The organism is Maritimimonas sp. 2205BS37-2, from assembly GCF_056591755.1.
The window spans coordinates 739,125-754,468 of the sequence record NZ_JBWQOI010000001.1 but is presented as its reverse complement, the minus strand read 5'-3'; the positions used below and the strand labels follow the sequence as shown (position 1 = coordinate 754,468).

At 33.7% G+C, this 15,344-nt stretch carries 14 protein-coding genes; 12 read left to right on the top strand and 2 right to left on the bottom strand.

The window, feature by feature from the left end; all coding sequences use genetic code 11:
- Positions 1–18: 18 nt before the first annotated feature.
- The 9 genes from AC1EUU_RS03535 to AC1EUU_RS03495 all read left to right on the top strand — a co-directional run bounded on the left by AC1EUU_RS03535 (position 19) and on the right by AC1EUU_RS03495 (position 8,277).
- Positions 19–1,230 (top strand): HD domain-containing protein, encoded by a 1,212-nt coding sequence (locus tag AC1EUU_RS03535; RefSeq protein WP_480199993.1) that lies wholly within the window; start codon positions 19–21, stop codon positions 1,228–1,230.
- 43 nt (positions 1,231–1,273) lie between these two features.
- A complete protein-coding gene (gene lpxD / locus AC1EUU_RS03530; RefSeq protein ID WP_480199992.1) occupies positions 1,274–2,308 on the top strand; it encodes a UDP-3-O-(3-hydroxymyristoyl)glucosamine N-acyltransferase in 1,035 nt (344 codons plus the stop codon).
- Positions 2,308–3,702, top strand: coding sequence for a bifunctional UDP-3-O-[3-hydroxymyristoyl] N-acetylglucosamine deacetylase/3-hydroxyacyl-ACP dehydratase (locus tag AC1EUU_RS03525; RefSeq protein WP_480199991.1), 1,395 nt, complete (start codon positions 2,308–2,310; stop codon positions 3,700–3,702). Before lpxD ends, AC1EUU_RS03525 begins: the two co-directional genes overlap by 1 nt.
- Before the next feature lies 1 nt (position 3,703).
- On the top strand, positions 3,704–4,489 hold the full coding sequence (gene lpxA, locus AC1EUU_RS03520) for an acyl-ACP--UDP-N-acetylglucosamine O-acyltransferase (protein ID WP_480199990.1): 786 nt from the start codon (positions 3,704–3,706) through the stop codon (positions 4,487–4,489).
- Between the two features lie 4 nt (positions 4,490–4,493).
- Positions 4,494–5,060, top strand: coding sequence for an elongation factor P (gene efp, locus AC1EUU_RS03515; RefSeq protein ID WP_480199989.1), 567 nt, complete (start codon positions 4,494–4,496; stop codon positions 5,058–5,060).
- A gap of 40 nt (positions 5,061–5,100) precedes the next feature.
- Positions 5,101–6,039 (top strand): UDP-3-O-(3-hydroxymyristoyl)glucosamine N-acyltransferase, encoded by a 939-nt coding sequence (locus AC1EUU_RS03510; RefSeq protein WP_480199988.1) that lies wholly within the window; start codon positions 5,101–5,103, stop codon positions 6,037–6,039.
- A gap of 81 nt (positions 6,040–6,120) precedes the next feature.
- Entirely contained in the window at positions 6,121–6,993 is an 873-nt protein-coding gene (gene sucD / locus AC1EUU_RS03505) for a succinate--CoA ligase subunit alpha (RefSeq protein WP_480199987.1), read from the top strand.
- Between the two features lie 138 nt (positions 6,994–7,131).
- The gene (locus AC1EUU_RS03500; protein ID WP_480199986.1) at positions 7,132–7,665 is read left to right on the top strand and encodes a Crp/Fnr family transcriptional regulator; all 534 of its coding nucleotides are present in this window, start codon (positions 7,132–7,134) and stop codon (positions 7,663–7,665) included.
- Positions 7,666–7,731: 66 nt separating this feature from the next.
- On the top strand, positions 7,732–8,277 hold the full coding sequence (locus tag AC1EUU_RS03495; protein ID WP_480199985.1) for a hypothetical protein: 546 nt from the start codon (positions 7,732–7,734) through the stop codon (positions 8,275–8,277).
- Positions 8,278–8,336: 59 nt separating this feature from the next.
- Here the strand turns inward: AC1EUU_RS03495 and AC1EUU_RS03490 are convergent, their stop codons facing one another.
- On the bottom strand, positions 8,337–10,271 hold the full coding sequence (locus AC1EUU_RS03490) for a S9 family peptidase (protein WP_480199984.1): 1,935 nt from the start codon (positions 10,269–10,271) through the stop codon (positions 8,337–8,339).
- A gap of 149 nt (positions 10,272–10,420) precedes the next feature.
- On the opposite strand from AC1EUU_RS03490, the gene fabG reads away from it, so the two are divergent.
- Genes fabG through AC1EUU_RS03475 form a run of 3 tightly spaced genes read left to right on the top strand, consistent with a single transcriptional unit; the run spans position 10,421 to position 14,075 of the window.
- Positions 10,421–11,167: a 3-oxoacyl-[acyl-carrier-protein] reductase gene (gene fabG / locus AC1EUU_RS03485; RefSeq protein WP_480199983.1), complete on the top strand. Its 747-nt coding sequence runs from the start codon at positions 10,421–10,423 to the stop codon at positions 11,165–11,167.
- 36 nt (positions 11,168–11,203) lie between these two features.
- A complete protein-coding gene (locus tag AC1EUU_RS03480) occupies positions 11,204–13,204 on the top strand; it encodes a VWA domain-containing protein (RefSeq protein ID WP_480199982.1) in 2,001 nt (666 codons plus the stop codon).
- 46 nt (positions 13,205–13,250) lie between these two features.
- The gene (locus tag AC1EUU_RS03475) at positions 13,251–14,075 is read left to right on the top strand and encodes a prohibitin family protein (protein ID WP_480199981.1); all 825 of its coding nucleotides are present in this window, start codon (positions 13,251–13,253) and stop codon (positions 14,073–14,075) included.
- A 79-nt stretch (positions 14,076–14,154) separates the two neighbouring features.
- On the opposite strand, the gene AC1EUU_RS03470 is transcribed toward AC1EUU_RS03475, so the two are convergent.
- Positions 14,155–14,985 (bottom strand): carboxypeptidase-like regulatory domain-containing protein, encoded by an 831-nt coding sequence (locus AC1EUU_RS03470; RefSeq protein ID WP_480199980.1) that lies wholly within the window; start codon positions 14,983–14,985, stop codon positions 14,155–14,157.
- Positions 14,986–15,344: the final 359 nt, after the last annotated feature.

Below are 15,344 nucleotides of genomic sequence, written 5' to 3'. Positions count from 1 at the left end.
TCATTTAAACTTGATTCTTTGAAAAAGCTTAAAATTTTTAACGACCCAATTTACGGATTTATTCCCATCCACAACACATTAATTTTTAATATTATTGAACATCCTTATTTTCAAAGATTAAGGCGAATTTCTCAAATGGGATTGTCTTATTTAGTGTATCCCGGCGTGCATCATACAAGGTTTGAACATGCTATTGGATGTTTGTTTTTAATGCAAAAAACAATTGATGTTCTTAAGTTTAAAAAAGTTAAAATTTCAAAGAAGGAAAGTGAAGCACTTCAAATAGCGATACTATTGCATGATATTGGTCATGGACCATTTTCGCACACCTTAGAACATAGTTTAGTAAAAGATATACACCATGAAGCCATTTCTTTAAAATTCATGGAAAAACTCAATAAAGAGTTTAATGGAGAATTATCACTTGCAATTAAAATGTTTAAAGGTGAATACGATCGCCCATTTTTCAATCAGTTAATTGCAAGTCAGCTAGATATAGATAGGCTCGATTATTTAAAGAGAGATAGTTTTTATAGCGGTGTAACCGAAGGAAATATTAATTCACAACGATTAATTACAATGTTAGATGTGGTTGATGATAATTTAGTTGTTGACAAAAAGGGAATTTATTCTGTTGAAAAATTTATTGTTGCCCGACGCCTCATGTATTGGATGGTTTATTTGCATAAAACAAGCCTAGCGGCCGAGAATATTTTAGTAAATATATTAAAGAGAGCAAAGTATATTGCTAAAACCGAAAAGGATATCGCCGTTAGCCATAATTTGAATTACTTTTTAAATAAAAACGTTACAAAATCTACATTTGATGATACGGCGTTAGACACTTTTTCATGGTTAGATGATTATGATATTGTTTGCTCTATAAAAACATGGATGAATCACTCAGACAAAGTACTTTCAAGTCTTTGTAAATCAATTATAAATAGGAAACTTCCTAAAGTAATTATAAAAGATAGTGATATAGCAGATTCAATAATAGAAACCAAATTAAAGAAGGTAGTTGAGAGCTATGATATATCACATGATGAGGCCTCCTATTTTGTTTTTAAAGGCACTATTAGCAATCAGGCATATAATAAAGAAAAGTACCCTATTTATATTAAACTAAAGAAAAACAATATAATAGATATTATTAATGTCTCAGATCATTTAAATCTCGAGGCACTAACAAAGCCGGTTACAAAAAATTACAGCTATTATCCGAAGTAATTAGCTCCAAGTTTGTAACGTTATTTTTTTTACTTTTGCAGGAATGAAATTTACAGCAAAACAAATCTCAGATATTTTAGAAGGTGAAGTTGATGGAAATCCTAATGAAGAAGTTTATAAGCTTTCTAAGATTGAAGAAGGAGACAAAGGGTCGTTAACGTTTTTGTCTAACCCAAAATACACTTCTTTTTTATACACTACCAATGCTTCAATTGCTATTGTGAATAAAAGTTTTATTCCTGAAAAGGAAATTAAAACAACACTTATTCGTGTAGAAGATTCTTATCAGGCTTTTTCTAAGTTGTTAGAATTCTATAATCAAGTAAAATTGAATAAGTCGGGTATTGAAGAACCTAATTTTATTAGTGATTCTGCTAGCTTAGGTGAGAATATTTATTTAGGGGCATTTACCTATATTGGTGATAACACTAAGATTGGTGATAATGTAAAGATTTATCCGAATGTATTTATTGGCGATAACGTTACCATTGGCGATAATACCTTGATTTTTGCCGGAGCTAAAATTTATTCAGAATCGATCATCGGTAATAACTGTACGGTACACTCGGGCGTTATTATTGGTTGTGATGGGTTTGGTTTTGTGCCAGACGAGAATGGTGTATATAATAAAGTACCGCAAACTGGAAATGTAATTATTCATGATAACGTTGACATTGGTTCTGGTACGACCATTGACAGAGCGACGTTGGGGTCTACTGTTATTAAAAAGGGTGTAAAACTAGATAATCAAATTCAAATTGCACATAACGTAGAGATTGGTGAAAATACCGTAATAGCGGCTCAAGCCGGTATTGCCGGGTCTACTAAAATTGGTAAGAATTGCCAGATCGGTGGTCAGGTAGGCATTGTTGGCCATATTACTATTGGTGATAATGTTAGAATTCAGGCACAATCAGGTATCGGACGAAGCTTAAAAGATAATGAAACCGTACAAGGAAGTCCGGCATTGCCATATTCAGATTATAACAAATCATACGTGCACTTTAAAAATCTGCAAAAATTGGCAGATAGAGTGAATCTATTAGAGAAAACATTAAAAGAGCAAACAAAGATTTAATGAGTACGAAGCAAAAAACCATTGAAAAAGAAATATCACTCTCCGGAGTAGGTTTGCATACTGGGAAACAGGTGAAATTAACGTTTAAACCTGCACCAGAAAATCACGGTTTTGCATTTATAAGATCGGATTTAGAAGGGAGTCCGATTATTGAGGCTAAAGCTGATTATGTTACAGATACGCAACGTGGAACAAACCTGGAGAAAAACGGAGTTAAAATTCATACTTCCGAACATGTATTAGCAGCCGTTATTGGAAGTGGTATAGATAACATTATTATGGAGTTAGATGCTCCAGAACCGCCAATTATGGATGGTTCATCTAAGTTTTTTATTGAGGCATTAGAAAATGCTGGTATAAGAGAACAAGATGCCGAAATAGAAGAGTATATTATAAAAGATATTGTTTCATATAAAGATGAAACTACTGGTAGTGAAATAATCTTAATGCCTTCTGATGAATATCAAGTTACCACAATGGTTGACTTTGGCACAAAGGTATTAGGCACTCAAAATGCAACGCTAGAGCATATATCTGATTTTAAAGAAGAAATATCGGCAGCACGTACCTTTAGCTTTTTACATGAAATTGAGATGCTATTAGACAATGATCTTATAAAAGGAGGCGATTTAAATAATGCCATTGTTTATGTAGATAAGCCTTTGTCTGAAGATACGATGAAAAAGCTTCGAGTGGCATTTAAAAAGGAGAACGTACAGGTAAAACCTAATGGTATTTTAGATAACTTAACGTTACATTGGCCAAATGAAGCCGCAAGACATAAATTACTTGATGTTATAGGAGATTTAGCATTGGTTGGTACTCGATTTCGAGGAAAAGTAATTGCTAACAAGCCTGGTCATGGTGTGAATACACAGTTTGCCAAGAAATTGGCAAAGATGATCAAAATAGAAAAACGAAATAAAGTGCCGAAATACGATCTTGATGCACCACCATTGATGGATATTAATAAGATCATGAAAATGCTTCCGCATAGACCTCCATTCTTGTTAGTTGATAGAATTATAGAACTATCTGATAAGCATGTGGTAGGAATGAAGAATGTAACTATGAATGAACCATTCTTCGTTGGACATTTCCCAGGAGCACCCGTTATGCCGGGCGTATTACAAATTGAAGCAATGGCGCAAGCAGGCGGGATACTGGTTTTGAGTACTGTACCCGATCCTGAAAACTACTTAACTTATTTTATAAAAATTGATAAGGTTCGCTTTAAACAACAAGTAACACCCGGTGATACTTTAATATTTAAATTAGAATTATTATCACCAATACGTAGAGGAATTTGTCACATGCAAGGCTATGCTTATGCGAATGGTAAATTGGTAAGTGAAGCTGAACTAATGGCACAAATTTCTAAAAGAACCGAATAAAATGAATCAACCTTTAGCATATGTTCACCCGGGAGCTAAGATCGCTCGTAATGTGGTGATTGAACCTTTTGCAACTATTCATAGTAATGTAACCATAGGATCTGGTACTTGGATTGGTTCTAATGTTACCATTATGGAAGGTGCCCGAATTGGTAAAAACTGTAGAATTTTTCCGGGAGCAGTTATTTCTGCAATCCCGCAAGATTTAAAGTACGATGATGAAGATACTACAGTAGAAATAGGCGATAACGTTACCATTAGAGAATGTGTTACGATCAATCGTGGTACCAATGATCGTTTAAAAACGGTTATTGGTGATAATTGCCTTATAATGGCTTATTGCCATGTTGCACATGATTGTATTGTAGGTGATAACTGTATTTTTTCTAATAATTCAACGCTCGCTGGCCATGTAACAGTTGGTGATAATGTAGTATTAGCTGGGATGGTTGCAGTTCATCAATTTGCTTCGGTTGGTAATCATGCTTTTGTTACCGGTGGTTCTTTAGTACGTAAAGATGTTCCGCCTTATGTTAAAGCCGCTCGTGAACCTTTATCGTATGTAGGTATAAACTCAGTTGGATTAAGAAGAAGAGGCTTTAATGCTGAGAAAATTAGAGAAATCCAGAATATTTATAGAATTCTCTATCAAAAAAATTATAATAATTCACAGGCGGTTACTATTATCGAAGCTGAAATGGAAGCTACACCAGAGCGGGATGAAATTTTAGAGTTTATCAAAGGTTCTCAGCGTGGTATTATGAAAGGATATTTTAAATCAAATTAATTGTATGGCATCTACATCAGATATTAAAAAAGGATTATGCATTGTTTATAATAATGACACCTATAAAATCATCGAATTTTTACATGTAAAGCCTGGCAAAGGGCCTGCTTTTGTAAGAACAAAATTGAAAAGTTTAACTACCGGAAAAGTGGTAGATAATACGTTTTCTGCGGGTCATAAAATAGAAGAAGTACGTGTTGAAACACGCAAATATCAATATTTATATAATGATGGCGATATGTATCATTTTATGAATAATGATGACTATACACAGATACAATTACAAAAAGAACTCTTAGATCGATCAGATTTAATGAAAGAAGGTGAGGTGGTGACTGTAATTGTTCGTGCAGCCGATGAAATTCCGTTGGCTGTTGAAATGCCAGCAAGCGTTATACTTGAGATTACACATACTGAGCCAGGTGTTAAAGGTAATACAGCAACAAATGCGACAAAACCTGCTACCGTTGAAACCGGAGCAAGGGTAAATGTTCCTTTATTTATTAATGAAGGAGATAAAATAAAAATAGAGACCGAAAAAGGTACTTACCAAGAACGTGTTAAGGAGTAGCTTTTTAATTGGCTATTTGAATTAATTGTAGAAATCGAAGATGAAATTCAATAGAACTTACACTTTAAAAGAAATTTCTCAACTAATTGATGTTGAATTTATTGGAGAAGAAAATTTTCCAGTAGAAGGGATGAATGAAATTCATGTTGTAGAGCCTGGTGATATCGTTTTTGTTGATCATCCTAAATACTACGATAAAGCATTAGAATCTGCCGCAACCATTGTACTTATTAATAAAAAAGTAAAACGCCCAGACGGAAAGGCATTACTAATTTCAGACGATCCTTTTCGCGATTTTAATAAACTGGCACAGCATTTTAATCCTTTTGCTTCTTCAAGTAAAATGATTGCCGATTCAGCCGAAATTGGTAACGGATCTATTATTCAACCTAATGTTTTTATTGGAAACAATGTGAAAATCGGGAAAGACTGTATTATACACCCTAATGTAACTATTTATGATAATTGTGTTATAGGCAATCACGTTACAATACATGCTGGTACCGTTTTAGGAAGTGATGCGTTTTATTATAAAAATCGCCCTGAAGGATTTGATAAATTATTATCCACCGGAAGAGTAGTGATTGAAGACCATGTTGAGATAGGTGCTTCATGTACTATTGATAAAGGAGTTACCGGAGATACGACAATAAAAGAAGGTACAAAAATCGATAATCAAGTTCAAATTGCACATGACACGGTAATTGGCAAGAAATGTCTGATTGCCTCGCATGTTGGCATTGCCGGTTGTACAATTCTTGAAGATGAGGTTACACTTTGGGGGCAAGTAGGAGTTATTAGCGGGATTACCATTGGTAGAAAAGCAATTATACTCGCACAATCTGGTGTAGGAAGAAGCTTGGAAGGCGGCAAAACGTATTTTGGATCGCCTTGTGAAGAAGCTAGAAAAAAATATCGTGAACTAGCCGGAATTAGAGTATTGCCAGAAATTATTGAAAAAGTAAATAATATATCTTAAAAGACTTTTGAAGTCGTTTATAAAAAATTACTTTTGTCAAGTCTAAATTGAGAAATTAATCAAACTAAATATAAAAATCACATGAGTGTTTTAGTCGATAAGAATTCAAGAATTATTGTTCAAGGTTTTACTGGAAGTGAAGGCACGTTTCATGCAGGTCAAATGATCGAATACGGAACCAATGTTGTGGGTGGTGTTACCCCGGGAAAAGGTGGTCAAACACATTTAGATAAACCGGTTTATAATACGGTAGCTGAAGCTGTACAAAAAGCAAATGCGAACACAAGTATCATTTTTGTACCACCAGCGTTTGCAGCAGATGCAATCATGGAGGCTGCTGATGCCGGAATTGAAGTTATTATTTGTATTACCGAAGGTATTCCTGTAGCTGATATGGTAAAAGTGAAATCTTATATAGAAGATAGAGATTGCCGTTTGGTTGGGCCTAATTGCCCAGGTGTAATCACGCCAGATGAGGCTAAAGTTGGTATTATGCCAGGATTTGTTTTCAAAAAAGGAAATGTGGGTATTGTTTCTAAATCAGGTACATTAACTTATGAAGCTGCCGATCAAGTGGTAAAGCAAGGTTTAGGGATTACAACAGCCATCGGAATTGGAGGAGACCCAATTATTGGTACAACAACGAAAGAAGCTGTAGAGTTATTAATGAATGATGATGAAACAGATTGCATTGTGATGATCGGTGAAATTGGAGGACAATTAGAAGCTGATGCAGCAAAATGGATCAAAGCTGACGGTAATAGAAAACCCGTGATAGGTTTTATTGCCGGGCAAACGGCTCCTGCGGGGAGAACTATGGGACATGCAGGTGCTATTGTAGGTGGAAAAGATGATACCGCTCAAGCTAAAATGGAAATCTTGGCTGCTAATGGAATTCACGTAGTGAGTTCACCGGCTGAAATAGGTAAAAAAGTAGCTGAAGTATTAGGATAAATATTTGAAATCAAAAAATATTAAGAGCCTGCGATAGCAGGCTTTTTTGTTTTCTTTTATAGAGCAAGTCGCTTCATGTTAAATTCAATAAGAATTTACTATGAGAAATGATTGACTAGGTTTATTTAACTTTATAGAATGGGTAACGCGTCTTCACTAAACGAATCTTTACATAAAATCCGTCATTTTAAAACTGGGGATTACTTTTTAAAGAAAGGAAAACCATGCACCACAATTGGTCAACTTAATAAAGGAGTAATGCGTGGTTTTGTATATGATAATGATGGTGATGAAGTTACTACACACTTTTACCAAGAAGGCGATATGATTGTGGGTAGCTTTATACCTAATGTAAATATTGCTTTTACTATAGAAGCCTTAACAGAATGTAAGGTTTCGGTTGCTGATTATGCCGAGGTAATGTCATGGGTAAATAAGGATAGAAAAATAACAGATGTAATCACTCATGAATTTCAAAAATTAAATAATCAATTACAATCAAGACTGGTATCCCTTTTAAATTTAAGTTCTGTTGAAAAGTATGAGCTTTTTTTGACAGAATATCCAAACTTAATTAACAGAATTCCACATTATTTTATCGCAAACTATTTAGGTATTACTCCAACACAATTAAGTAGAGCGCGAAAACAATTTATTGACAAATTGAAATAGTCAGATCATTTTCATTTATCAACAAATGTAAATGAAAAAGAAAATGCTCGTATGTTTCTTTGCCATATGAAAACAACAAGTATACTCATTTTATTGGCTATTTCGGTTACGGGATGTAGCGGACAGCATAGTGTAAAAAAGAAGTTCATCTCAGAAAGAGTTTCTAAAACAGCTTCATTTCAAGTAAATGAAAATATTAAAAAGGTTTTTCCTTTATATGGAGCTTTTGAAGAGCGCAAATGGGCCCCGGGTTGGGAGCCGGTCTTAGTTTATCCTGATAAAGAAATAATGGAAGAAGGAACAACATTTAAGATAAAAGCACATGGCCATGGACATGGAGGTAAGGGAGACATTCTGTGGGTCGTTTCTAAATACGAACCTAAAAATTACCTGGTACAATATTTTGTTTCTACTAAAAATAGATTTTGGACAATAACCGTAGAATGTAATGCTATTGATGCTTCAAAAACAAATACAACAGTTACCTACACATTTACAGGTTTAAACGAAAAAGGGAATAAGCTCAATGAAGATTCCCTTGAAAAGATGTATAAGAACAATTTACAAGATTGGGCAGATTTGATTGAAGAATATTTCAAAAATTTAAAATAACATAACAAAAGCCTGTCAATTGACAGGCTTTTTTCGTTAACTAAATAAAACTAAAACGATCAGGTTTTGATCTTTTCAGGCTTTTCTTTAAGGTTTTTATCTAAGAATTCAGTCATTGCATTATAGAAATCGAAACGATTTTCTTCATTTCTAAATCCGTGACCTTCATTTTCTTTTAGCATATATTGTACAGTAACGCCATTCTTTTTAAGCGCCTCTACCATTTGATCAGATTCAGCTTGTACAACACGCGGGTCATTAGCACCTTGCGCAATAAATAATGCAGCTTTAATCTTATTAACATGGAAAACCGGGCTGTTTGCCTTCATCATAATACTGTCCTTTGTGCTTGGATCACCTACCATTTCATAAAGCATTTTTTTGTAAGGTTCCCAGTATGGAGGAATTGTTTCCATAAAAGTAAATAAGTTAGAAACGCCTACATAGTCAACTGCTGCTGCATATAAATCTGGTGTATTTGTAATACCTGCTAAAGTTGCATAACCACCGTAACTACCTCCGTAGATGGCAACTCTTTTTGGATCAGCAATACCTTCGTCGATTAACCATTTAACCCCATCGGTAATATCATTTTGCATTTCTTGTCCCCATTTTTTAAATGAGCTTTCCCAGAATTTTTTACCATATCCTGTAGAACCTCTAAAGTTCATTTGCAACACGGCATATCCTCTGTTTGCCAATAACTGCACTTCTGGATTATATCCCCAGTTATCGCGTGCCCATGGACCACCATGAGGGTTGATAACTACAGGTAGATTTTTAGCTTCAACACCAATTGGTAACGTTAAATAACCATTGATCTTTAAACCATCTCTAGAAGTGTAGGAGATAGGCTTCATTTCGGCCATATGTTCAGATTTAATCCATGGACTTAAGTCTGCCATATGTTTCACATCGCCAGAGTTTCTATCATAATAATAGTAAGAACCACGTGTTTTATCATTACCAGCATAAATTAAGAACTTGTCTTCTTCTTTATTGCTTGAAGTAACATAATACTCGTTATTAGCACCTAATTCTGCTTCTAGTTTTTTGAAAATATCTTCAGCCTCTTTGTCTAAGAATTTTCTATTTAATTTGTCTTTAGTGAAATTAATTACGGTAGGTACTTTTCTTTTTGTAGAATAAGAAATACCTCCGGCATCTACTTCATCATTAATAAAGATTTCTTCAACTTCTTTATTTTCTTTCAAATCATATTTAACAATGGCTGCTTTATCTCTACCTCCTAAGTTAGATATAGCATATACAATATCACCATTGTCGAAATCAAAAAACTGTGGAGCTAAAGTTTGCTTAAAGTTCGTAGTAATCACCTCATTAAAAGGTTTGTCTTCAGCTTCTCTGTATAATAATGTTTGATCAACACCATTCGTTACATAAGCTAAACGTAGTTTACCGTCATGATCTGTTCCCCAACCTGTAATATTACCTGGATTTTCATATAATAAATCCATTTCACCGGTATTAATATTTAATCGATACGGATCAAACACTTGAGGTATACGTTTATTTAAGCCAACAATCATTTCATCTTGATTATCTTCTAAATTATCAATGATTTGAGCACGTACTCCATCGAAAGGAGTTAAATCCTTCTCATTAGAGCCGTCTTTGTTAACAGCGAATAAGTGGAAGTTTTCGTTACCTCCTTTATCACGCACATATACTAAGCGATCATCATTTGCCCAAAAATAACCGGCAAGATCACGATCTTCAACATTCGTTACTCTGGTAACGGAGTCACTATCGAACTTACGAACATGAATATTCATCCTTTTGTTATGAGGAGCCAAATAAGCGATGTACTCGCCATTAGGAGACATTCTAAATGTTCTTTTTTCGGAGTTTTTGAAGAAGTCTTCAACTGGAATTTTTGGTGCTGGTTTCATTGCGACAAGATCGTCGGCTTTGTCTTTTTTACATGCTACCACAAATAGAAGAACTAGCGATAGCATTGCTAATTTTTTCATGAATTATAATATTTAGTTATACATACTTGACGACGTTCAAAGATAAAAGTTACATTTTGTGAATTATTTTAACAAAATCAACCCTCAAAATGAGTATTTCCGCATAACTATTTTAGTATATTTGAATCTTAATTAACTAATGAAAACTTATGAAATTATTAGAAAATAAAACAGCTTTAATCACCGGCGCAACCCGAGGAATCGGTAAAGGAATTGCAGAAGTTTTTGCAATGCATGGTGCAAATGTTGCATTTACTTATAATTCTTCAGCCGAAGCTGCGAAAGCATTAGAAGAAAGCTTGCAATCACATGGTGTTAAGGCTAAAGGTTATCAATCTAATGCCGCTGAGTTTGATGCTGCTCAAGAACTAGCTAAAAATGTATTAGAAGAGTTTGGAGCTATTGATGTTTTAATTAATAATGCAGGAATTACCAAGGATAATCTTTTAATGCGAATTAGCGAAGAAGATTTTGATAAGGTTATTGAAGTAAATTTAAAGTCGGTTTTTAATCTAACAAAAGCGGTTATCCGCCCTATGATGAAGCAACGTGCAGGTTCTATCATTAATATGAGTTCTGTGGTAGGTGTTAAAGGTAATGCTGGACAGACCAATTATGCTGCCTCGAAAGCCGGTATTTTAGGATTTACAAAATCTGTTGCCTTAGAGCTGGGTTCGAGAAATATTAGATGTAATGCAATTGCACCTGGTTTTATAGAAACTGAAATGACTGGAGCATTACCTGAAGAAACTGTACAAAGTTGGCGCGATGCAATTCCATTGAAAAGAGGAGGGACACCAGAAGATATTGCAAATGCATGCGTGTTTTTAGCTTCAAATATGTCTGAATATGTTACAGGACAAACTTTAAATGTTGATGGCGGGATGCTTACATAAGTTGTATAATTAAACTTGGATACAAAGACTTATTTAATGATTTTACTAGCTGCAATTGCTGCATTAGCAATTGCAGTTTTTCAATATTTTTATAAAAGTAATAAACGCTCTAAAACAGTAATACTTCTAGCATTCCTCAAATTTTTGAGTATCTTTTTATTACTACTCTTACTAATTAACCCCAGCATAGAAAGTAATCAGCTTGAAACTAAGAAACCTCGATTGGTTGTGGCAATTGACAATTCATCGTCAGTGAAATTACTAAATAATGATGATGACGTAGAAGACGTTATTACATCTATTTCAAATGATAATGACTTGAATACTCGGTTTGATGTTGACTTCTTTGTGTTTAATGAAAATGTTGATCGTTTAGATTCTTTAGATTTTTCTGTTAACAAAACCAACATCATTAATACATTACAGTCACTTGATAATCTATATGAAAGTTCTGATGCCTTGGTTTTGGTTACTGATGGAAATCAAACATTGGGCTCTGATTATGCCTTCTATAATACAAAACCTAAAGCATATCCGTTGGTTTTAGGCGATACCGTGCCACATATAGATTTGAAAATTAATAAGTTAAATGTAAACAAGTACAGTTTTTTAAACAATACATTTCCGGTTGAAGTTTTTGTAAACTATAATGGTAGTGACCCAGTTACCACTAATCTTACTGTTGCAAATGATTCTAATACTATTTTTAGAAAGACAGTTACTTTAAATGGTAGTAAAAATTCAGAACGTATTACATTTAATACAACAGCAACGAACGTTGGTGTATTAAATTATAGCGTACAACTTTCTCCGTTAACAAATGAAATTAATAAGGTAAACAATCAAAGTAATTTTACGGTTGAAGTTATTGATGAGCAATCTAAGGTTGCTTTAATCTCTGATATTACGCACCCTGATTTGGGAATGTTAAAGCGTTCTATTGAAACAAATAAACAACGTAAAGTTGAAATAATAAGTATAAATGAAGTCGGTAATTTAAATGATTATCAACTAATTATGCTATATCAACCAACAATTAGTTTTCAGAATGTTTTTGACAAATTAAAAGAAAGCACTCTCAATTATTTTATAATTACGGGCACAAGAACTAATTGGAGTTTTTTAAACAGCGTTCAAGAAGATTTTATAAAAAGTACGATTAATCAAACAGAAGAAGTGCAGGCTACTAGAAATACTTCTTATAGTTCTTTTGTGGTTGATGATTTTGATTTTGAGAATTTACCACCTTTAGAAGCTAAATTTGGAACGTTGGAGTTTAAGCTTCCATCTGAAACCATACTTTATCAAAGCATTAACAATATTGAAACAGAAAAACCATTATTGGCAACTTTTATAAAAAATGACAAACGTGGAGCTATTCTGTTGGGTGAGGGTATTTGGAAGTGGAGAGCCTTTTCATATGCCAATACGAAGTCTTTTTTAGAATTTGACCAGTTTATAAATAAGTTAATTCAGTACTTATCGATTAAGAAACGACTTAACCGTTTAGATTTAGATTATGCGCCTGTTGTTTATCAAAATGATGTGGTCACCATTAAAGCTACCTACTTTGATAGTAATTATAATATAGACGCTAGGGCAAGCTTAAATCTAACACTTAGGAATAAGGAAAATAACGATGTACGAGTGTTTCCTTTTCGATTGAGCGGACAAAATTTTATAAGTAGTATTTCAGACCTTGAAAGCGGTAACTATACATTTACTGTAAAAGCAGAAGGACAACCTATAAGTAGAAGCGGTTCTTTTACCGTTTTGAACTATAATATAGAACAACAATTTACTTATGCTAACCTAGGGGCACTGAAAAGTCTTGCGGCCAATTCTAATGGCACTCTTTACCATGTTTCAAATTTTAATGAGCTCTTACAAGATTTAAAAAACGATGATACATATCGGCCAATTCAAAAAAGTAGTGTAAAAAAAATAGCACTGATCGATTGGAAATGGCTTTTAGGGCTTATTGTTTTATTCTTAGGCTTAGAGTGGTTTATTAGAAAATACTATGGAAAAATTTAAAACCAGGTTTTAATTGTAAATTTGAAAGAATAACAAAACGAAAATTATGAGTAATACACAATTAAGGTTTCCAAAATTAGGATTACCAATTATTATTTTAGGAATAATTACAATTTTTCTCTTTACTAAGTCAGCGGTGACTATTGGCTCGGGTGAGGCAGGTGTTTTATATAAAACATTTGGAGGTGGTGTAGTAACCGACCAGACATATGGTGAAGGATTTCATATAGTTGCTCCTTGGAACGACATGCATGTATATGAAGTTAGACAACAAGAGCTTTTTGAGAAAATGAAGGTATTGTCTTCTAACGGATTAGAAATTCAAATTGATGCTTCTGCTTGGTATCAACCCGTTTATGATGACTTAGGTAATTTACACCAAACTCTTGGAGAAAATTATTTACAACGTGTTATACAGCCAGCTATTAGAAGTGCAGCGCGTAGTGTTGTAGGCCGTTATACGCCAGAACAACTGTATTCAAGTAAAAGAGATGCTATACAAGATGAAATATTTGCAGAAACTAAGAAAATCTTGGAAAAGCAATATGTACAATTAAACGAGGTATTAGTAAGAGATGTAACACTACCACCTACTATTAAAGAAGCAATTGAGCGTAAATTAAAACAAGAACAAGAATCTTTAGAATATGAATTTAGACTTGTTACCGCTCAGAAAGAAGCTGAAAAGCAACGAATAGAAGCACAAGGTAAAGCTGATGCGAATAAAATATTAAGTGCTTCGCTAACCGACAAAATTTTAAAAGATAAGGGTATAGAGGCTACTTTAAAATTGTCTGAGTCACCAAATGCGAAGGTTGTAGTTGTAGGAAGTGGTAAAGATGGTATGCCACTTATTTTAGGGAACAACTAATAAATTATTGCATAAAAAATGTCATTTCGAGCGATAGATTTCTCACTTCGTTCGAAATGACATTTAGTATTGGTCAAGATTAATCTTCTTGTTTTTCGTTATTAATTCGAATTACTTCTTTTTTTACTTTGCCTTGTTTTAAAGCATTATAACTTTCATAGCATTCGAGTATAGCCTCAATTACCTGTAAATCGCTTGCTTTTCTTATGAAACGATTAGAATAATTACATTCTTTTAAAAGATCATTCAGATCTTTTCTACTCATATCCATATACTCCATCAAGATCTCACGACTAAACTTTTCTTCCATAATACCGCGAAGTTTATCTTCTTGTTTCAATTTTTTAAGCTTACGGAGCTGTTTAGGGCGTTTTCCAAGTTTATTATACCAAAAGTCAATGGGATTAAAAACGGCGTTTAGAGCGGATGTATATTCTTGTCCTGTAGGCCTACCTATTTCATAAGCTTGTGGAAGTCCTTCAATTTTAATTCTATTAAATTTATCGAGCGGAACACTAGCGGCATCTACAACTAAAACACCAATAAGTTTATGAGCTTTTATGGTTACTTCATCTATGTTCACTGTTTTTTCATGGATAGCAATCTCCAGTTCATGACCTTTTAATAAATCTTTGGTCACTTTTAATTTAATAGATTGAAATCCTACATAAGATATATAAACGGTGTCGTTAGCTTGCGCTGTGATTTCAAATTTTCCTTCTCTATTAGTGGTAGTACCTACAACCGAATTAAGATTTAAGATATGTGCACTTTGTAAAGGTTGTTGGTCGGTTACACTAATAATACGACCTTTTAACTTCTTAATAGAGTCTTGTGTAACTTCATTTTGAGCATACAAAGACAGGCCAAGTATACTAAGAAATAATGTTAGAAGTAGCTTTTTTTGCATGGGCAATGATACTAATTATTCAGTAATTATCTGTTAAAATAATACAAAAAGGATACCATAATTAATTAGTAAGGAAAAGTTGAAAAACTTACAGGGCGTGCTATTGTTTTGGATTATAGCAGTAGTGCAGTAGCGTTTTGTTAATGCTAAAAACCTCTTAGCACGAAAAGAAATGAAGCGTCATTCCTAATGGTTTTTAGGTGTCATTTTACTAAACTGGTAGAAAGCAGATGCGATAACTCTTTCTTTTTTCTTACTTTTAATCTGTCATTACCCTTCTTTCTGAAGGTTGATTGACTTAATATTTTGTTTTAGCTAGAGTTTCGACTCTAGCTTTTTAATTAAATAGCACTTGAACC